This is a genomic window from Streptomyces sp. NPDC028991 (genome assembly GCF_055564775.1).
In genome coordinates this window covers 29412-49123 of record NZ_JBVHVP010000004.1, presented here as the reverse complement: position 1 = coordinate 49123, position 19712 = coordinate 29412, and the positions used below count along the sequence as shown (strand labels likewise).

The 19712-nt window shown below is 70.3% G+C and carries 15 protein-coding genes and 4 tRNA genes; 10 read left to right on the top strand and 9 right to left on the bottom strand.

Annotation, left to right across the window (positions count from 1 at the left end; translation table 11 throughout):
• The first annotated feature begins 38 nt into the window (after nucleotides 1–38).
• The 5 genes from ACZ4V1_RS10435 to purM all read left to right on the top strand — a co-directional run bounded on the left by ACZ4V1_RS10435 (nucleotide 39) and on the right by purM (nucleotide 5461).
• Nucleotides 39–887 carry a M23 family metallopeptidase gene (locus tag ACZ4V1_RS10435; RefSeq protein ID WP_468332436.1) on the top strand — a complete coding sequence of 283 codons (849 nt, stop codon included), beginning with the start codon at nucleotides 39–41 and terminating at the stop codon, nucleotides 885–887.
• A gap of 173 nt (nucleotides 888–1060) precedes the next feature.
• Nucleotides 1061–1858, top strand: coding sequence for a maleylpyruvate isomerase family mycothiol-dependent enzyme (locus ACZ4V1_RS10430; protein WP_468332433.1), 798 nt, complete (start codon nucleotides 1061–1063; stop codon nucleotides 1856–1858).
• 42 nt (nucleotides 1859–1900) lie between these two features.
• The gene (locus ACZ4V1_RS10425; RefSeq protein WP_468332430.1) at nucleotides 1901–2749 is read left to right on the top strand and encodes an META domain-containing protein; all 849 of its coding nucleotides are present in this window, start codon (nucleotides 1901–1903) and stop codon (nucleotides 2747–2749) included.
• A 62-nt stretch (nucleotides 2750–2811) separates the two neighbouring features.
• The gene (purF, locus tag ACZ4V1_RS10420; RefSeq protein WP_310872547.1) at nucleotides 2812–4338 is read left to right on the top strand and encodes an amidophosphoribosyltransferase; all 1527 of its coding nucleotides are present in this window, start codon (nucleotides 2812–2814) and stop codon (nucleotides 4336–4338) included.
• A gap of 55 nt (nucleotides 4339–4393) precedes the next feature.
• Nucleotides 4394–5461: a phosphoribosylformylglycinamidine cyclo-ligase gene (gene purM, locus ACZ4V1_RS10415; RefSeq protein ID WP_468332426.1), complete on the top strand. Its 1068-nt coding sequence runs from the start codon at nucleotides 4394–4396 to the stop codon at nucleotides 5459–5461.
• Nucleotides 5462–5554: 93 nt separating this feature from the next.
• On the opposite strand, the gene ACZ4V1_RS10410 is transcribed toward purM, so the two are convergent.
• Complete coding sequence (locus ACZ4V1_RS10410; RefSeq protein WP_468332423.1) at nucleotides 5555–5806, bottom strand: DUF3073 domain-containing protein; 252 nt, start codon at nucleotides 5804–5806, stop codon at nucleotides 5555–5557.
• A 333-nt stretch (nucleotides 5807–6139) separates the two neighbouring features.
• Nucleotides 6140–7234 (bottom strand): Leu/Phe/Val dehydrogenase, encoded by a 1095-nt coding sequence (locus ACZ4V1_RS10405; protein ID WP_468332420.1) that lies wholly within the window; start codon nucleotides 7232–7234, stop codon nucleotides 6140–6142.
• Nucleotides 7235–7454: 220 nt separating this feature from the next.
• Here ACZ4V1_RS10405 and ACZ4V1_RS10400 point away from each other — a divergent pair, with 220 nt between their 5' ends.
• A complete protein-coding gene (locus tag ACZ4V1_RS10400) occupies nucleotides 7455–8306 on the top strand; it encodes a DUF8083 family protein (RefSeq protein ID WP_468332417.1) in 852 nt (283 codons plus the stop codon).
• A gap of 562 nt (nucleotides 8307–8868) precedes the next feature.
• Nucleotides 8869–9075, top strand: coding sequence for a developmental transcriptional regulator BldC (gene bldC / locus ACZ4V1_RS10395; RefSeq protein WP_003949541.1), 207 nt, complete (start codon nucleotides 8869–8871; stop codon nucleotides 9073–9075).
• A gap of 431 nt (nucleotides 9076–9506) precedes the next feature.
• On the opposite strand, the gene ACZ4V1_RS10390 is transcribed toward bldC, so the two are convergent.
• From ACZ4V1_RS10390 to ACZ4V1_RS10360, 7 genes are all read right to left on the bottom strand, one after another.
• Nucleotides 9507–9701 carry a DUF6274 family protein gene (locus ACZ4V1_RS10390; RefSeq protein ID WP_468332414.1) on the bottom strand — a complete coding sequence of 65 codons (195 nt, stop codon included), beginning with the start codon at nucleotides 9699–9701 and terminating at the stop codon, nucleotides 9507–9509.
• 174 nt (nucleotides 9702–9875) lie between these two features.
• Nucleotides 9876–9950 (bottom strand) — tRNA-Asp (locus ACZ4V1_RS10385).
• 130 nt (nucleotides 9951–10080) lie between these two features.
• Entirely contained in the window at nucleotides 10081–14034 is a 3954-nt protein-coding gene (gene hrpA / locus ACZ4V1_RS10380) for an ATP-dependent RNA helicase HrpA (RefSeq protein ID WP_468332411.1), read from the bottom strand.
• A gap of 172 nt (nucleotides 14035–14206) precedes the next feature.
• A tRNA-Phe gene (locus ACZ4V1_RS10375) sits at nucleotides 14207–14280 on the bottom strand.
• 24 nt (nucleotides 14281–14304) lie between these two features.
• Nucleotides 14305–14379: transfer RNA gene (locus ACZ4V1_RS10370), tRNA-Asp, on the bottom strand.
• Between the two features lie 35 nt (nucleotides 14380–14414).
• A tRNA-Glu gene (locus tag ACZ4V1_RS10365) sits at nucleotides 14415–14487 on the bottom strand.
• 80 nt (nucleotides 14488–14567) lie between these two features.
• A complete protein-coding gene (locus ACZ4V1_RS10360) occupies nucleotides 14568–16193 on the bottom strand; it encodes a metallophosphoesterase family protein (RefSeq protein WP_468332408.1) in 1626 nt (541 codons plus the stop codon).
• Between the two features lie 251 nt (nucleotides 16194–16444).
• Between ACZ4V1_RS10360 and ACZ4V1_RS10355 the strand changes: the two genes are divergently transcribed.
• From ACZ4V1_RS10355 to ACZ4V1_RS10345, 3 genes are all read left to right on the top strand, one after another.
• Nucleotides 16445–16795 (top strand): metallopeptidase family protein, encoded by a 351-nt coding sequence (locus ACZ4V1_RS10355; protein WP_189869689.1) that lies wholly within the window; start codon nucleotides 16445–16447, stop codon nucleotides 16793–16795.
• A 96-nt stretch (nucleotides 16796–16891) separates the two neighbouring features.
• On the top strand, nucleotides 16892–17449 hold the full coding sequence (locus tag ACZ4V1_RS10350) for a hypothetical protein (RefSeq protein ID WP_468332405.1): 558 nt from the start codon (nucleotides 16892–16894) through the stop codon (nucleotides 17447–17449).
• 334 nt (nucleotides 17450–17783) lie between these two features.
• Nucleotides 17784–19712: DEAD/DEAH box helicase (locus tag ACZ4V1_RS10345; RefSeq protein WP_468332402.1), on the top strand; the 1929-nt coding region annotated here is incomplete at its 3' end.

Here is a 19712-nt window from a genome sequence, read left to right as displayed (position 1 = left end):
GAACAAGGTCCGATCAAGGTCCGATCCAGGGGGAACCCATGTCCGCACGCAAGCTAGCCATGATCACCTTCCGGGCGCTGCAACTGGGCTTCATCGCCCTGGTGACCGCACACGTCGTCTTCGACTTCGGATACCCGGGATGGTGGAACTTCCTGCCCATGGCCCTGGCCTTCGTGCTGATCACGGTGGTCAACCGGTGGGGCGGCGGCGCTCCGGACGCGGCGGGCGTCGCCCGTGAGCCGGTCGAGGTCCGGCCGCCGGTCACCGGCCGCTGGTCCGCGCTGAACAGCCCCGCCGACCGCACCCCGAGCCACGGGGTCCACGCCTACGGCCAGACCTTCGCCATCGATCTCGTCGCCGAACCGGAGCCCGGCGCCCGCCCCGGCTTCCGCGCCCTGTGGCCGATCGCCCGGCGCAGCCGCGACTTCCCGGCGTTCGGCGCGCCGCTGCTCGCGGTGGCCGACGGCACGGTCGTGCGGACCGACGACACCCAGCGCGACCACCTGAGCCGCAACTCGCTGCCCGCGCTGCTCTACCTCATGCTCGTCGAGGGCTCGGTACGCGAGATGGGCGGCGTCCGCCGGATCGTCGGCAACCACCTGGTGCTGGACCTCGGCGACGGTACGTACGCGATGTACGCCCATGTGCAGCGCGGTTCGTACGCCGTCCGCGAGGGCGACCGGGTGCACGCCGGACAGCGGCTGGCCCGGTGCGGCAACTCCGGCAACTCCACCGAACCGCACGTCCACTTCCAGCTCATGGACGGCCCCGACCCGGACACCGCCCGGGGCATCCCCTTCACCTGGCACGGCATCGGTGTCCCGCGCAACGGCGAGGTCTTCGACGTACCCGAACCGGCGGACCACGCCGCCCGGCGCGACGGTTAGCTCCGTGGGAGGCCGCGGACTCGGTGGAGCCGCCGGGGCCGTGGAACGGGGAAACGGGGAGCTGTGCGGATTCCTCCGGACGGTGTGCGCACGTCCGTGGACGTCCTGCTGTGTCATTCCCGCTGTGTCATTCAACGGGAGCTCCGTCTTCCGCGCCGACTAGGCTCGCCGCCATGCCGCCCGCCAGGAAGCGCGCCCGCGCCTACGATCCCGCCCGCACCCGTACCGCCGTACTGGCCCAGTTCGGAAACGTACGGGCGGCCGTCCGCACCCTCACGCCCGAGCAGCTCGCCCTGCCGACCAGGCTCGGCGACTGGAGCGTGCGGGAACTGGTGGCACACCTCGCGATGGCGCTGACCGCCGTGGACCGGCTGCTCGGTGAGCCCGAGCCCGCACGGCAGGACGGTCGGCTGCTCGACTGGCCGTTCGCGATCGCCGCCGACGCGGACGCCATCGCCGCCACCGCCCGGCGCCTCGCGGCCGAGCACCCCGACACCGACGCCCACCTCGCCGAGGTCGAGCGGCGCTTCACCGACCGACTCGACACCCACCCCGGCACCCGGCTGCTGCCCACCAGCGCGGGTGCGCTGCCGCTGGCCGACTACGTCGTCACCCGCACCGTCGAGCTGGTCGTCCACACCGACGACCTGAACGCCGCCGTGCCCGGCCTCGACGTGCCGTACGACCGGCAGGCCATGGCCGCCGCGACCCGGCTGCTGGCCGACGCGCTCGCCGCGAAGGCGCCCGGCGGTTCGACGGAGGTACGGATCCCGCCCTACGCCGTCGTGCAGTGCGTCGAAGGCCCCCGGCACACCCGCGGCACCCCGCCCAACGTCGTCGAGACCGACCCGCTGACCTGGGTCCGGCTGGCCACCGGACGGCTGTCCTGGGAGGACGCCGTGGCCGGGGCGAGGGTGAGCGCGAGCGGGGAGCGGGCCGACCTCGGGGGGCTGCTGCCGCTCCTCGGGTGAACGTGAGGGGAACCAGACCCTCCGCCCCTCCGTCGAATGGGCATGTACAGGCAGAAGCAGCAGCGCAGCATGACCCTGACCGTGGCGGCAGTCGCCGCGCTCGTACCGCTCGCGGCAGCCTGCGGCAGCGAGAAGGCCGGCGGCGGCAGCGGGTCCGTGGGCGCGGACAAGCCCCTCACCGGCGTCCGGTGGAGCATCGACAGCGTCACCGTGGACGGCACCACCCACAAGGCGCCGGACACGGCACACGTCCGGATCACCGGACAAGGCGAGGCGGAGGGCAGCACAGGCTGCAACACCTTCAGCGCCCGCGCCGACCTCGACGGCGAGCGCGTCCGGCTCAGCGACGCCATGTTCACCGAGAAGGCCTGCGAGAAGACGCCCATCGACTTCGAGAAGTCCCTCGGCCGCACCCTCACCGCCGGCCCGCTCACCACCGAGACCGAGGGCGGGCGACTGACCCTCACCACCTCAGGCGGCGACACCGTCCGGCTCAGCAGGCAGCCCGACGCTCCTCTCTACGGCACGAAGTGGACCGTCACCACCCCGGGCCAGAAGGACACGAGCCGGAAGGACACGGACCGGAAGGACACGGACCGGAAGGACACGGGCCAGAAGGGCAGCGCCCACCTCACCTTCGACCGGGACGCGCAGACCGTCTCCGGCCGCCTCCCCTGCAACCACGTCAACGCCAAGGCCACCGTCAGCGACGGACATATCACCCTCGGCGCCCCGTCCACCACCCGAATGATGTGCGAAGGCTCACTCATGGACGCCGAGAAGCGGATACTGCGCCTCTTCGACGGCCGGGTCGACTACCGGATCGATCAAGAAACCCTCACGCTGACCAGCGAAGACGGCAGCATCGTCCGAGCCACGGCCGACCGGTGATCCAATCGTGAGCCCATGTCCCCAATTCGGACCAGTGGTCGATCTCGCCTACACTCGGAGACGTGCCACGTGGTGACGGTCGACTCAATCACGATCTGCTTCCCGGCGAGAAGGGCCCCCAGGACGCTTGTGGCGTCTTCGGTGTCTGGGCCCCGGGCGAAGAGGTCGCAAAGCTCACGTACTTCGGGCTCTACGCCCTCCAGCATCGGGGCCAGGAGTCCGCGGGAATCGCGGTCAGCAACGGCTCCCAGATCCTCGTCTTCAAGGACATGGGCCTGGTTTCCCAGGTCTTCGACGAGACCTCTCTCGGTTCGCTCCAGGGTCACATCGCGGTCGGTCACGCCCGCTACTCGACCACCGGTGCCTCAGTGTGGGAGAACGCCCAGCCGACGTTCCGTGCCACCGCGCAGGGCTCCATCGCGCTCGGGCACAACGGCAACCTCGTCAACACCGCCCAGCTCGCCGAGCTGGTCGCCGACCTGCCCAAGCAGGACGGCCGCTCGACGCGGGTCGCGGCGACCAACGACACCGACCTGGTCACCGCCCTGCTCGCGGGCCAGGTGGACGACGACGGCAAGCCGCTGACCATCGAGGAGGCGGCCGGCAAGGTGCTCCCCGAGGTGCGCGGCGCCTTCAGCCTCGTCTTCATGGACGAGCACACCCTCTACGCCGCCCGTGACCCGCAGGGCATCCGCCCGCTGGTCCTCGGCCGCCTCGAGCGCGGCTGGGTCGTCGCCTCCGAGTCCGCCGCCCTCGACATCTGCGGCGCCTCCTACGTCCGCGAGATCGAGCCGGGCGAGTTCGTCGCCATCGACGAGAACGGCCTGCGCACTTCCCGATTCGCGGAAGCGAAGCCCAAGGGCTGTGTCTTCGAGTACGTGTACCTGGCCCGCCCGGACACCGACATCGCCGGCCGCAACGTCTACCTCTCGCGCGTCGAGATGGGCCGCAGGCTGGCGAAGGAGGCTCCCGCCGAGGCCGACCTCGTCATAGCGACCCCGGAATCCGGCACCCCCGCCGCCATCGGCTACGCCGAGGCCTCCGGCATCCCGTTCGGCGCCGGTCTGGTGAAGAACGCCTACGTCGGCCGCACGTTCATCCAGCCCTCGCAGACCATCCGCCAGCTCGGCATCCGCCTGAAGCTGAATCCCCTGAAGGAAGTCATCAAGGGCAAGCGGCTGGTCGTCGTGGACGACTCCATCGTCCGCGGCAACACCCAGCGGGCCCTGGTCCGCATGCTCCGCGAGGCCGGCGCCGCCGAGATCCACATCCGGATCTCCTCCCCGCCGGTGAAGTGGCCCTGCTTCTTCGGCATCGACTTCGCCACCCGCGCCGAGCTCATCGCCAACGGCATGAGCGTCGAGGAGATCGGCACCTCCATGGGCGCCGACTCCCTGGCGTACATCTCCATCGACGGCATGATCGAGGCGACCACCATCGCCAAGCCGAACCTGTGCCGCGCCTGCTTCGACGGCGAGTACCCGATGGAGCTCCCCGACCCCGAGCTGCTCGGCAAGCAGCTCCTGGAGACCGAGCTGGCCGCCGGGCCCGCCGGTACGGCCGCCACCGACGCCATCCGTCGCCCGTAGCCGTCCGCCTCCCTGGCCTGCCTTCCTGCCGTACGACACAAAGGTTCTCATCGTCATGCCTGACACAACTGGTGCCAGCTACGCAGCCGCCGGCGTCGACATCGAGGCGGGCGACCGCGCCGTCGAGCTCATGAAGGAGTGGGTGAAGAAGACCCGGCGCCCCGAGGTCCTCGGCGGCCTCGGCGGCTTCGCCGGCCTCTTCGACGCCTCCGCCCTCAAGCGCTACGAGCGCCCCCTGCTGGCCTCCGCCACGGACGGCGTCGGCACCAAGGTCGACATCGCCCGGCAGCTGGGCGTCTACGACACCATCGGCCACGACCTGGTCGCCATGGTCATGGACGACATCGTGGTGTGCGGCGCCGAGCCGCTCTTCATGACCGACTACATCTGCGTCGGCAAGGTCCACCCCGAGCGTGTCGCCGCGATCGTCAAGGGCATCGCCGAAGGCTGCGTACTGGCCGGCTGCGCCCTGGTCGGCGGCGAGACCGCCGAGCACCCCGGCCTGCTCGGCGAGGACGACTTCGACGTCGCCGGCGCCGGTACGGGCGTCGTGGAGGCGGACCGGCTGCTGGGCGCCGATCGCATCCGCAAGGGTGACGCGGTCGTGGCCATGGCAGCTTCCGGTCTTCACTCGAACGGGTACTCACTCGTCCGCCACGTCCTGCTGAACGAGGGCGGCCTGTCCCTGGACGCGCACCTCGACGGACTCGGCCGCACCCTCGGCGAGGAGCTGCTGGAGCCCACCAAGATCTACTCCCTGGACTGCCTGGCCCTCACCCGCACCACCGACGTCCACGCCTTCAGCCACGTCACCGGCGGCGGACTCGCCGCCAACCTGGCCCGCGTGGTCCCCGACGGCCTGCACGCCGTCGTCGACCGCTCCACCTGGGCCCCCGGCGCGATCTTCGACCTCGTCGGCACGACGGGCCGGGTGGAGCGCCTGGAGCTGGAGAAGACCCTCAACATGGGCGTGGGCATGATCGCCATCGTCCCCGAGGAGTCGACGGACGTGGCACTGGCGACCCTGGCCGACCGCGGCGTGGACGCCTGGGTGGCCGGCGAGATCACCGACCGCGGCGACCACGGGACCGGCGCCGCCCTCGTCGGCGACTACGCCGGCTGAAGCGACGGCCGTACGGGTGGTGACGGTCCTGCGGGTAGCACAGAACCCGGTCGGTGACGTGAGTCACCGACCGGGTGAGTGTTCAGTGCAGGGTCAAGCGCCGCGTCGCTGTTGCGGGGACTGGCCGTCCTCGTCCTGGTCGTCGGCCCCATAGAGGTCGGCGTACCGTGCGTACACGTCATCGTCCTGCTCATCGTCCTCGAATTGCTCGCCGTTAGGCGGTTGCGGATTCGACGGCGATGCGCCCAGCTCCTCGGCCAGGCGGGAGAGATCAGTCCCACCGCTGTTGTACTTCAGCTGGCGGGCGACCTTCGTCTGCTTGGCCTTGGCCCGGCCGCGCCCCATGGCTCGACCCCCTCAACGACGGGGCTCGACGGCCCCAGAGTCTTGACACGCGTTCATGGTCCGGAACGGGCTCCCCGTGGAGAGACCGGTCCGTAGGGCTTCCACGGTACCTGAGCCCACGCCCATACGGTACGTCGCCCGCAGGACGTGGCTACGCCCAGGACCTTCGAGGCACCCTGTCCTCGCTGGTCAACGGCGATTTTAACCACCTTTCGACGGTCGACCCGCCGGGATAAGTGAGAGTTCTCTCTAACTGCCCCCCGGCGGGTACCGGTCAAACCTGCGAAGACACCGCTCCGACCTGCGGGTGATCACTGCGGGATGGCCGCGCGATCACCGTCGGGTACGTGCCTCCGCCATCCGCTGCTCGGCGATCCGGTCGGCCGCCGCGGCCGGCGGAATACCGTCTTCCTTCGCACGTGCGAATATGGCCAGCGTGGTGTCGTGGATCTTCGCGGCCTTCGCCTTGCACCGGTCGAAGTCGAAGCCGTGCAGCTCGTCGGCGACCTGGATGACTCCGCCGGCGTTCACCACGTAGTCCGGTGCGTAGAGGATCCCGCGGTCGGCGAGGTCCTTCTCCACGCCCGGGTGGTCGAGCTGGTTGTTGGCCGCGCCGCAGACCACCTTGGCGGTCAGTACCGGCACGGTGTCGTCGTTCAGCGCGCCGCCCAGCGCGCAGGGGGCGTAGACGTCGAGGCCGTCGACGCGGATCAGTTCCCCGGTGTCCCGCACGGCCAGCACGTCACGGTGCCGCTCGGTGACGCGCCGCACGGCGTCCTCGCGCACGTCCGTGACGAAGACCTCGGCGCCCTCCGCCACGAGGTGGTCGACCAGGTGGTGGCCGACCTTGCCGATGCCGGCGACGCCGACGCGCCTGCCGCGCAGCGTCGGGTCGCCCCACAGGTGCTGGGCGGAGGCGCGCATGCCCTGGTAGACGCCGAAGGCGGTGAGTACGGAGGAGTCGCCCGCGCCGCCGCTTTCGGGGGAGCGGCCGGTCGTCCAGCGGCACTCGCGTGCCACGACGTCCATGTCGGCGACGTACGTGCCGACGTCGCAGGCGGTGACGTACCGGCCGCCGAGTGAGGCGACGCACCGGCCGTAGGCCAGGAGCAGCTCCTCGCTCTTGATCTGCGCCGGGTCGCCGATGATCACGGCCTTGCCGCCGCCGTGCTCGAGCCCGGCCATGGCGTTCTTGTACGACATCCCGCGCGCGAGGTTCAGCGCGTCGGCGACGGCGTCCGCCTCGCTCGCGTACGGGTAGAAGCGCGTACCGCCGAGCGCGGGGCCCAGGGCGGTGGAGTGGATGGCGATGACGGCCTTGAGACCGCTGGCACGGTCCTGGCAGAGCACGACTTGCTCATGACCTCCCTGCTCCGAGCGGAACAGGGTGTGCAGTACATCAGCAGGTGCGCCGGTTACGTCGGTCACGGTGGTGACTCCTGTGTAGTTGCGGCGGGTGGAGACGGGCCCCCGTGCGGGTGGCGGGGACTTTGGCATGAGATTAGAGCCTGGCGGTGACCGCCCGCCGCACAGTGCCCAGGATCACCTCCGCACGGAGTACGGGCGTGCGACGATTTGCAGAGGTTCCCGCGCGTTTGTGATCGGCTACCGCAGGTTTTCGAAGCGGTGCGCGGGGGAGGGAGCAGGCGTGCCCAAGGTGTCCTCGGTGATCGTCCCCTACGCCGCGTACCTGCGCGTGTACGAACCGCTGGCCGCCTTCCCGGAGGAGGAGCGCGGCCACTGGGCCCGCTACGCCCGCCGCACCGACCTGCCCTCCTACCAGGACGAGCTGCGGCGCTCGCTGGCCGACCTGCTGCCCACCCCGCCCGTGGCGGTTCCGGTGCACGAGAGCGCGGACGCCTTCGTGACCGAGCTCGACGGCGTGGTCTGCGTCTGCCCCTGGCGGACCCGGCTGCGCGGCTGGCAGATGCTCGGGGAACTGGCCGAGGACTTCCCGGAACCGGTGCTGGACGCCCTGATCCCGCCGGTCGTACGCCGCGAGACCACCCAGGACTACGAGCGCTGGCTGGAGCGCAACCCGGACGCCCGCCCCTGGATCCGCACCGCGACCTGGCAGGTGCCGATCAACTGGTTCGTGCTGGTCTCCGACGCGGAGCGGGAGTACGACAAGGGCGGCGACGGCGAAGGGGCCCCCGCGCCGGTGCTGCGCTACCGGACGCCCATGGTGCAGGCCCGCCGGCGAGTGGCCCGGGGCCTGCGGGCGCTGAAGGAGGCCATGGACGAGGGGCCGCTCATCGACGGCCTGGTGGACGTGGGGCGCTGGCTGGAGGAGTTCCACCCGCGCTCACTGGTCGAGCTGGACTACGGCGGGCTCGTGCACGCCCTGCCGGCCGGCGAGTTGGAGGCGGACCACTCCGCGGCGGACGTGGCCGAGGGCATCGAGGCGCTGCGGCACGGCGACGGAGCCACGGCGGGGGCCGCGTACGGGCGGCTGGTGGAGCGCTGGCGGGCGGTCCGGGACCGGCGGTCGGCGAACTGACGTTTGACGTACCGCCCGATGTGGGGTTTGGTCTTCCGGTCCGACACGTGCCCCGGGTGTGCTGATGTTCTGCCAACAAGGGACGTAGGTCCCGATCCGGGCTTAGGTACCGATCCGGGCGTATGAGTCAAGCGTGACGGACCGCACGTACATCACTCTTGCGCCCCTTCCCCCTCCTCATGCCAAAATAGGACAAGGAGCCCGGGGAGGGCTCCTTCCGTCCTGCTGTGACGCACCGTGGGCGGAATCTCCGCATCGCACGCTTTGGGGGGTCTCGTGATGGGTCTGATGACTCCCGTTCGCCCTGTGACTGATCGTCACAAGGGCGTGACTGTCCGCTATGGCATGGTCCATCGGCTTCCGTCGCTGATGAACACCTGGGAGGGCAATTCCATCGGTTTGGCCGACGCGGCTGGACGGATGGTGTAGTTGTAGTGCCGAGGACAAGCCGTTCGTCCTATAACCGACTCGACTCGCGTCCGCCATTTCGGGCAACGCGGGTCAAGGTGCAGAATTTAGAGGAAAGAACCGAGAAGGTTCGGTTCTCCCGAGGAGGCCGCTCATGACCGCTCGCACCCCTGATGCCGAGCCGCTGCTGACCCCGGCTGAGGTCGCCACCATGTTCCGCGTCGACCCGAAGACGGTCACGCGCTGGGCGAAGGCCGGCAAGCTCACGTCGATCCGCACGCTCGGCGGGCATCGCCGCTACCGCGAAGCCGAGGTCCGCGCTCTGCTCGCGGGCATTCCGCAGCAGCGCAGCGAGGCCTGAACAACTGAATAACCGGGCAAAACGGCAGGTCCCCCAACCCGCCGAGGCGCTCGGAACCTACAGCTCCAAATGATGCCGCTCCTGCCCCAACAGGGGTGCGTCGTTGATCGCGCTGGACTCCGCCGGGTCCAGCGCGATCTTTTTTGTGCCCGGTCCTGTGCCTGGTGAGTGCCTGCCGACCGGCCCTGTGGGCGGGCTTGTCGGAGTCTGGGGAGCGCTGTCGGATCGGCTGTGCGCGGGCCCTGAGGAGCAGTGCAATTGCACATATTAAATTGACCAGTTGTAGAGGAGTCGTAAGTGCCACGGTTTCAAAAACTCATGCGGTGACACCCGTCACACGGCGCGGTCCTTGTTGGCTCTGGCATATGTGCGCTAGTGGACGGGTGGGCTCCAGCAGGTCTGCGTGGCAAGGGCGTTGAGGCCGGCGCGGTTCACTCGGTGGGTGCGCTCCCGCCGCCGGCGCCCTCTTGACGGCCTGTCGGAGACTGCGGGGCGGGCGAGTCCAACGCCAGCCGCAGCAGCCGGTGGCAGATCGGACAGTGCCGCGTCAGGTGGCGGTACGACGAAGCGGCCGACAGATGCGCGCGGAGCAGGGCCCGCGTCTCGTGCCTGACCGATGCCGCCATACGCCACCTCCAGGGGTCGCACGGAGAACGTGCCTTGCCTTTTGGAGTACCGAGCGAATGTGACGCCGTCAAGGCCGCGAGAGGGCCGGGGAGGGCTTCTGGGGGCCGTGGGGTGGGACGTGTCGGGGGAGCACGAGAAGAGGCCCGCACCAGTCGGTGCGGGCCTCTTCGCTGCGGTCCTGACGGGATTTGAACCCGCGGCCTCCACCTTGACAGGGTGGCGAGCACTCCAAACTGCTCCACAGGACCAGGATTTGCGGCGCCCACGCGACGGAGTCGCTTATGGATTCTGCTGCGTTGCGCTGCGAGAAGAGACTCTACAGGAGGGCGAGCCCCTGGGGCGAACTCACCCTCCGTACGGACCTCGTCACGGGTTCCGCTATGGCGCGAGCGCGTCGATCGCCTTCACGATCCGCTTGTCGGAGACCGGGTACGCCGTGCCCAGCGCGTGCGCGAAATAGCTGACCCGCAGCTCCTCGATCATCCAGCGGACGTCCAGGACCTGCTGCGGAACCGGCCGCCCCTGCGGCATCTGCTCCAGCAGCCACGCGTACTCGTCCCGCATCTCGTGGACCTTCTCCATCCGGGAGGTGTCCCGCTGGACGCCGGTCGGCATCTGCTGCAGACGCCGGTCGGCGGCGACCAGGTAGCGCAGCAGGTCCGGCAGCCGCCTGATCCCAGCCTCCGTGACGAAGCCGGGCTTCACCAGCGCGTCCAGCTGTCCCCGCACGTCCTGGAGGTTCGCCAGCAGCGCGGGGCTCCGTACGGCCTTCAGGCGGCGCTCACAGGCCTGCCAGGCCGCCAGCACCTGCTGTACCTGGCCCACCGTGCGGACGGTCGTGTCGACGATCTCCGCGCGGACCTTGTCGTAGAGCTTCCTGTACGACTCCTCGTCCCACGCCGGCCCGCCGAAGTCCGCGATCAGCTTGTCCGCCGCCGCGGTCGCGCAGTCGTCGAACAGCGCCTGGATCGAACCGTGCGGATTCGCGGACAGGTTCAGCTTCTGCTGGTTGGTCAGCTTTTCGGACGCGAACTTCGCGGGACTGACCGGAATGTTGCGCAGGATCAGCCGGCGCGTGCCCTTCCACATCGCCTGCGCCTGCTCGGCCTCCGTGTCGAAGAGGCGTACGGAGACGGTGTCCGCCTTCGGCCCGTCGTCGACCAGCGCCGGGTAGGCCTTCACCGGCTGACCCGCCCGCCGTGTCTCGAACACCCGGGACATCGTGCCGATCGTCCAGTCCGTCAGCCCGGTGCGCTCCAGCGACTCGCCGCCACTGCGCTCGGCGGTGGCCGCCGCGGCCTGCGAGAGGGCCTTGCGGGCCTTCGGCCTCAGGCGCAGCTTGAGCGCCTCCAGGTCCTTGTCCTCGGCGAGCTTGCGGCGCCGCTCGTCGACGATCCGGAACGTGATCCTGAGGTGGTCGGGGACCTTCGCCCAGTCGAAGTCCTCCGCGTCGAACGGCACTCCCACCATGCGCTTCAGCTCCCGCGCCATGGTCACCGTCAGCGGCTCCTGGAGCGGCACGGCCCGGTCCAGGAACGCCTGCGCGTAGTTCGGGGCCGGCACGTAGTTGCGGCGGATCGGCTTGGGCAGGGACCGGATCAGCTCCGTGACCACCTGCTCCCTCAGTCCCGGGATCTGCCAGTCGAAGCCCTCGTCCGTCACCTGGTTGAGCACCTGGAGCGGCACGTGGACGGTCACGCCGTCGGCGTCGGCACCCGGCTCGAACTGGTAGGTCACCCGGAACTTCAGCGGCCCCTGCCGCCAGGAGTCCGGATAGTCGTCCTTGGTGACCGCCCCCGCCTTCTCGTTGATGAGCATCTCGCGCTCGAAGTCGAGGAAGTCGGGCTGCTCGTGCCGCTTGTGCTTCCACCACGAGTCGAAGTGCGCACCCGAGACGACGTGTTCGGGCACCCGCTGGTCGTAGAAGTCGAACAGCGTCTCGTCGTCGACCAGGATGTCCCGGCGCCGCGCGCGGTGTTCCAGCTCCTCGACCTCGGTCAGCAGCCGGCGGTTGTCCGCGAAGAACTTGTGATGGGTGCGCCAGTCGCCCTCGACCAGGGCGTTGCGGATGAACAGCTCGCGGCTGACCTCCGGATCGATCCGCCCGTAGTTCACCTTGCGCTGGGCCACGATCGGCACGCCGTACAGCGTCACCTTCTCGTACGCCATCACCGCGGCCTGGTCCTTCTCCCAGTGCGGTTCGCTGTACGTGCGCTTGAGGAGGTGCCCGGCGAGCGGCTCCACCCACTCCGGCTCGATCTTCGCGTTGACGCGGGCCCAGAGCCGCGAGGTCTCCACCAGCTCCGCGGACATCACGAAACGCGGGGGCTTCTTGAAGAGCGCCGAGCCCGGGAAGATCGCGAACTTGGCGCCGCGCGCGCCCAGGTACTCGTTCTTCGCGCCCTCCTTCACGTCCTTCATGCCGACGTGGGAGAGCAGTCCGGCCAGCAGCGAGACGTGCACCCGGTCGTCGGGGGCGTCCTGCTCGTCGAGGTGGATGCCCATCTGCTTGGCGACCGTGCGCAGCTGTGTGTAGATGTCCTGCCACTCGCGGATCCGCAGGAAGTTGAGGTACTCCTGCTTGCACATCCGGCGGAAGGACGACGAACCCCGCTCCTTCTGCTGTTCACGGACGTACCGCCAGAGGTTGAGGAACGCCAGGAAGTCGCTGGTCTCGTCCTTGAAACGGGCGTGCTGCTGGTCGGCCTGGGCCTGCTTCTCCGCCGGGCGCTCCCGCGGGTCCTGGATGGACAGCGCCGCCGCTATGACCATGACCTCGCGGACACAGCCGTTCTTGTCGGCCTCCAGGACCATGCGCGCCAGCCGCGGGTCCACGGGCAGCTGGGCCAGTTTGCGGCCGGTGTCGGTGAGCCGCTTGCGTGCGTCCTTCTGCGCCGGGTCCAGCGCGCCCAGCTCCTGGAGGAGCTGCACACCGTCGCGGATGTTGCGGTGGTCCGGCGGGTCGATGAAGGGGAACTTCTCGATGTCGCCGAGGCCGGCCGCGGTCATCTGCAGGATGACGGAGGCGAGGTTGGTACGGAGGATCTCGGCGTCCGTGAACTCCGGCCGCGCGGTGAAGTCGTCCTCGCTGTACAGCCGGATGCAGATTCCGTCGCTGGTCCGTCCGCAGCGGCCCTTGCGCTGGTTGGCACTGGCCTGCGAGATCGGCTCGATGGGCAGCCGCTGCACCTTGGTGCGGTGGCTGTACCGGGAGATGCGGGCGAAGCCGGGATCGATGACGTACTTGATGCCCGGGACGGTCAGCGAGGTCTCGGCGACGTTGGTCGCCAGAACGATCCTTCGCCCGGTGTGCTGCTGGAACACCCGGTGCTGCTCGGCATGCGACAGCCGGGCGTACAGGGGCAGTACCTCGGTGAATCTGTACTTCTTCTTCTCCAGCGCGTCGGCCGTGTCCCGGATCTCCCGCTCACCGGAGAGGAAGACGAGGATGTCGCCCTTGCCCTCCCCCATCAGCTCCTCGACGGCGTCGGTGATCGCGGTGATCTGGTCGCGGTCGGCGTCGTCGCCGTCCTCTTCGAGGAGCGGCCGGTACCGGACCTCCACGGGATACGTCCGCCCGCTGACCTCGATGACCGGGGCGTCGCCGAAGTGCCGGGAGAAACGCTCGGGGTCGATCGTCGCCGAGGTGATGACGACCTTGAGGTCGGGACGCTTCGGCAGCAGCTGCGCGAGGTAGCCCAGCAGGAAGTCGATGTTGAGGGACCGCTCGTGGGCCTCGTCGATGATGATCGTGTCGTAGGCGCGCAGCTCGCGGTCGGTCTGGATCTCGGCGAGCAGGATGCCGTCCGTCATCAGCTTGATGAAGGTGGCGTCCGGATTCACCTGGTCGGTGAAGCGCACCTTCCAGCCGACGGCCTCACCGAGCGGAGTGTCCAGTTCGTCCGCCACCCGCTCGGCGACGGTACGGGCGGCGATCCGCCGCGGCTGGGTGTGTCCGATCATGCCGCGGACACCGCGACCCAGCTCCACGCAGATCTTCGGGATCTGCGTGGTCTTCCCGGACCCGGTCTCACCGGCGACGATGACGACCTGGTGATCACGGATGGCCTCCGCGATCACGTCCTTCTTCTGACTGACGGGCAGCTGCTCGGGATAGCTGACGGCGGGCACACGGGCCCGGCGCTCACCGATGCGCTGCTCGGCCTTGGCCACCTCCGCCTCGATCTCGGCGAGAACGGCGGCGCGGGCCTCCGGCTTACGGATCTTCCGCGCACCCTCGAGCCTGCGGCCGAGCCGGTGCGCGTCGCGCAGGGACAGCTCGGTCAGCCGGGGGGCGAGGGTGCCGAGGGCGGGGGCGGGGTGCGTAGACATACGGGTTCCAGGATCTCATCCCCGCGAATTTCGTGGCGAACGATTTCCGTCCGGCCGCGCCGCCCGCCCTCTGCGCGGTACCTGCGCGGTGCCTGAGCGGTATCTGTGCAGCACTCGCGTAGCACCCGCGCAACACAAAACCCCCGTCGATGATCTCGACGGGGGTTGAATGTGGCTGGGGCCGGGGTCGAACCGGCGACCTATCGCTTTTCAGGCGATCGCTCGTACCAACTGAGCTACCCAGCCGCGAGGTTTCACGTGAAACCTCAGCGGTCCTGACGGGATTTGAACCCGCGGCCTCCACCTTGACAGGGTGGCGAGCACTCCAAACTGCTCCACAGGACCAAGCTTCGTACGACAGTGTCGCACACCGTACTGCGTGCCCCCAACGGGATTCGAACCCGTGCTACCGCCTTGAAAGGGCGGCGTCCTAGGCCGCTAGACGATGAGGGCTATCGGCCCGCCTGGGCGCTTCGCAGCGCGTCGGGGACGTGAGAAGCATATGGGATGGCGGGAGGTATCGCCAAAACGGTTTACGGAGGGCTGGGCGTCGGGCCGGTCGGGGTGGCGCCCGAGGGGCCGGTGCCGGTGGGGGACGGGCCCGTGCCGGAGGGGGAGGGGGTCGCGCCCGGCTGGTTCTCCTTGGGCAGGTGGCGGCTGACCTCGGCCGTCGTCAGGCCCAGACCGCCCAGCTTGATCTGGTCCCAGGCCTGGAGGCGCCGGCTGTCCCGGTCGAAGTAGAGGATCGACGCCTGGATCGGGTCGGGGTGCTCGCCCTCGACCGCGCGCAGGCCGCTGCCGCCGGTAGAGCCCTCGATGCGCAGACGGGTGCCGTACTTCATGACCTCCATGTCCTCGCGGTGGACGTGACCGGCGAGGACCAGCGGCACCTCGCCGTCGACCTCCCGGGCCGCCGACGGCTCGTGGGCGACGGCGACGTCCACGGGGGTGCCGGCCGCGCTCTGGTCGCGCAGGGCGGAGGCCAGGCGGGCGCCGGCCAGTTCCTGGGAGGCCTCGGCGCCGTCCGGCTTGGAACGGTCGGGGGTGAACTGCGGGTCGCCGATGCCGGCGAAGCGCAGGCCCGCGACGGTCCGGGCCCGGCCGTCGTCCAGGACGTGCACGTTCTTGAGGCCTTGCAGGTACTTCTGGGTGATTCGGGAGTCGTGGTTGCCCCGGACCCAGACGTAGGGGGCGCCGAGGTCCTCGACGGGGTCCAGGAAGCCGTTCTCCGCGGCCGTGCCGTGGTCCATCGTGTCGCCCGAGTCCACGATCACGTTCACCTTGTACTGCTCCACCAGCGAGGCGATGATCTTCCAGCTCGCCGGGTTCAGATGGATGTCCGACACGTGCAGGACACGGATCGTGGTCGGGTCGGGCTGGTAGGCGGGGAGCGTGGAGGTGGCGTCGTAGAGCTTCGTCACGTTCGTCACCAGGCGGGCCAGCTCCTTCTGGTAGACGTCGAACTCCGTGACGATGCTGCGCGCGTTGCCGACGAGGGAGGGCGCGGAGGAGAGCAGGCCGGAGAACTTCGGTTCCAGGACGGAGTCGGGGTTCCAGGTCGCGTACGCGGTGCCGCCGGAGGCGACCAGGAGGGTGAGGGCGAGACCGCCGGCCGCGAGGGCGCGTCGGGGGCGCCGGTAGACGGCGAGGCCGAGGGCGGTGGCGCCGGTGACGACGGCGACGCAGGAGCGGACGGCGAGGTCGAGGGTGCCGTGCTCGACGTCCTGGGCGACCTCGTCCTGGAGACCGGAGAGGCGCTCGGGGTGGTCGACGAGGGCCTGGGCGCGGTCGGGGTCGAGCTGGTCGACGTTGACGTCGAGGCGGACCGGGGCGATGTGGCTGTCGAGCTGGAGGGCGCCCAGCGGTGAGACGTTGATCTTCGTGCCGCCGGCGAGGGACGGGCGCAGGGTCATCGTCGTGTTCATCGGGCCGACCGGGACACGGACGTCGCCCACGATCAGCAGGCCCATCCAGGCTCCGAGCAGGACGACGGCGACGAGGCCGACGGCGCGGGTCCAGGGGCGCGACCGGGGGGCGAGTTCGGCCGACGGGGACGTCCGGCGGGCGTGGTGGCGGCGGATGAGGGCGCGCGGGGCGTTGCGGATGGGTTTCATCACCTCGGCCAGGGCGTGCAGGGCTGCGGCGGGGACGCGGACCATTGGTCCCGTATGCCCACGGCCCGGGGCGGATATGCGGGCGGCGGCCTCCGGCTGCCGGACGCGGGGGGAGGCGGTGGGAATCGGTGGGAATCGGTGGGAGCGCCCGGGAGCGGCGCGGGTGCGCATGGGGTGCGCTGAAGTGGCTTGGGACGACGGCGGGAACGACGGCGGGGACGACGGCGGGGACGACGGGAAGGATGGCGGGGCCGACGGCTGTGTCGTATGCCACGGTCGTACCTGACAATGGGCCTGTGCTGGAGATGACGCGCGAGGAGTTCGAGGAACTGGTCGCCGAGGCCCTGGACCGGATTCCGCCGGAGCTGACGCGGCTGATGGACAACGTCGCGGTGTTCGTCGAGGACGAACCGCCGACGGACGACCCGGAGCTGCTCGGGCTGTACGAGGGGACACCGCTGACCGAACGCGGGGAGTGGTACGCGGGGGTGCTGCCGGACCGGATCACCATCTACCGGGGGCCGACGCTGCGGTTCTGCGAGACGCGTGAGGACGTCGTCGCGGAGACGGAGGTGACGGTGGTGCACGAGATCGCGCACCACTTCGGGATCGACGACGCGCGGCTGCACGCCCTCGGGTACGGGTGACGCGCTCGGGTCAAGGTCCGCGGCCCGTGGCGCGTGTCCTCTTGCGGGTGACGGGAGTTGGGCACGGCGACTCCTGACCCCCGGAGGTGGCCGCCCGTGCGCCCCTTGTACGTTCCCGTCCGTCTGGCCGCCACAGCCGTGGCCGTAGCGGCCGCCGCCGGCTGCATGAGCATCGGCGACGACGCGTCCGGCGGGGGCGCGAAGCCGTCGCACTCCACCGGGGAGCGGGGCGGCGCGGTACCCGAGGGCGGCCCCGCGGTGACGGGCGGAAACGCCGGGTACGACGCGGCGGCCGACGAGCACCGGGGGCGCGCCAAGGGGAAGAAGGGCAAGGGCGACGGCAAGGGCGAGGCCGAGGGCGAGGGCGAGAAAGAGGCCGGGAGGGGGAAGGACGCCACCCCTTCCGCTCCGCCGCCCGCCCGCCCGTCCGGGGCCCCGCCGGCCAAGGGCGGGGACGATGATCCGGCGCCCACCCGCACACCGCCCGCGGAGCCCACCCGGACGGTCGAGCCGGAGCCGACGCCGCCCCCGGAGCCGCCCGAGTCCCCGACGCCGGAGCCGACGACGGCGGAGCCGTCCTCGTCGGCGCACGAGCCTCCGGGGACGCAGCTGGCGCAGCGGGAGCCGGCCCCCGAGGCCGGGGCGCCGGCGTAGGCGAGCGTGGCCGCGTGAGGGCTCGGACGCGGCCCGGCGTGATTCGGGAGTGGCTCGGGAGTGGCTCGGGAGCGGCCCTGGCGTGGCTCCGACGTGGGGTGACAGCCCGGCTGAGCTGGGCATGTGCTACTCGGTTTGCCTTCGGGGGTGGGGGGTGCGTATGGTGGCAGATCGTTTGATCCCATTTGCCCGGCGCCACCGCAGAGCGCGCCGTGTGGCGCGTACTCTCTCCCTTGCCGTGGTGGACCGCATTGAGGCGGTCGTATTGCGAATCGCGATTCACGGAGTTGACGGGCGCGTGCCGACGAGAGACTCCGGAAGGTTTCGCATTCGCATGTCCATCATCAGTACTGATCACGTCGTCGTGCCCGAGAACGCCGACATCCCCGACCTCACCGAGACGGTCGAGGAGACCGGGACCGAGGCCGTCGAGGCCGCTCCCGAGGTCACCTTCGCCGCGCTGGGTCTGCCCGAGGGTGTCGTGCGCAAGCTCGCGCAGAACGGCGTGACCACCCCCTTCCCGATCCAGGCCGCGACCATCCCGGACGCCCTGGCCGGCAAGGACATCCTCGGCCGGGGCCGCACCGGCTCCGGCAAGACCCTCTCCTTCGGTCTGCCGGCCCTGGCCACGCTGTCCGGCGGTCGCACCGAGAAGCACAAGCCGCGGGCCGTCATCCTGACGCCGACGCGTGAGCTGGCCATGCAGGTGGCCGACGCGCTCCAGCCGTACGGGGACGTCCTCGGGCTGAAGATGAAGGTCGTGTGCGGCGGCACGTCCATGGGCAACCAGATCTACGCCCTCGAACGCGGCGTCGACGTCCTGGTCGCCACCCCGGGCCGGCTGCGCGACATCATCAAGCGCGGCGCCTGCTCCCTGGAGAACGTGCAGATCGCCGTTCTCGACGAGGCCGACCAGATGTCCGACTTGGGCTTCATGCCCGAGGTCACCGAGCTCCTGGACCAGGTGCCGGCGGGCGGTCAGCGGATGCTGTTCTCCGCCACCATGGAGAACGAGATCAAGACCCTCGTCGACCGGTACCTGAACAACCCGGTCAGCCATGAGGTCGACGCCGCCCAGGGCGCCGTGACGACCATGTCGCACCACATCCTGGTCGTGAAGCCCAAGGACAAGGCGCCGGTCACCGCGGCCATCGCCTCCCGCAAGGGCCGCACCATCATCTTCGTCCGCACCCAGCTGGGCGCCGACCGCGTCGCCGAGCAGCTGCGCGACTCGGGCGTGAAGGCCGACGCGCTGCACGGAGGCATGACGCAGGGCGCGCGCACCCGCACCCTGGCCGACTTCAAGGACGGGTACGTCAACGTCCTGGTCGCCACCGACGTCGCCGCCCGCGGCATCCACGTCGACGGCATCGACCTGGTCCTGAACGTCGACCCGGCCGGAGACCACAAGGACTACCTGCACCGCGCCGGCCGTACGGCGCGCGCCGGTCGTACCGGCACCGTCGTCTCCCTCTCGCTGCCGCACCAGCGGCGCCAGATCTTCCGGCTGATGGAGGACGCGGGCGTCGACGCCACGCGCCACATCATCCAGGGCGGCGCGGCCTTCGAGCCGGAGGTCGCCGAGATCACCGGGGCCCGGTCGATGACCGAGGTCCAGGCCGAGTCCGCGGGCAACGCGGCGCAGCAGGCCGAGCGCGAGGTCGCCCAGCTCAACAAGGAACTGGAGCGGGCCCAGCGGCGCGCGACCGAGCTGCGCGAGGAGGCGGACCGGCTGGTCGCCAGGGTCGCGCGGGAGCGCGGCGAGGACCCGGAGGCGGTGCTGGCCGAGGTGGCCGCCGCCGCGTCCGAGGCGCAGGCCGAGGTCTCGCTGCCCGAGCAGCCGGGCGCGCGGGACGCGGAGAAGGGGGAGAAGACCGAGCGGAGCGGCGGTGGCAACGGCCGTGACCGCTTCGCCGACCGCGGCGACCGTTCGTTCGACCGTCGTGACGACCGTGGTGGGCGTTCCTTCGACCGTCGTGATGACCGCGGTGGTGACCGTGGTGGTTTCCGTCGTGATGACCGTGGTGACCGTGGTGGTGACCGTGGTGGGCGTTCGTTCGACCGTCGTGACGACCGTGGTGGGCGTTCCTTCGACCGCCGTGACGACCGCGGCGGTGACCGTGGCGGATTCCGTCGTGATGACCGTGGTGACCGTGGTGGTGACCGCGGTGGGCGTTCGTTCGACCGTCGTGACGACCGTGGTGGGCGTTCCTTCGACCGCCGTGACGACCGCGGCGGTGACCGTGGCGGATTCCGTCGTGAT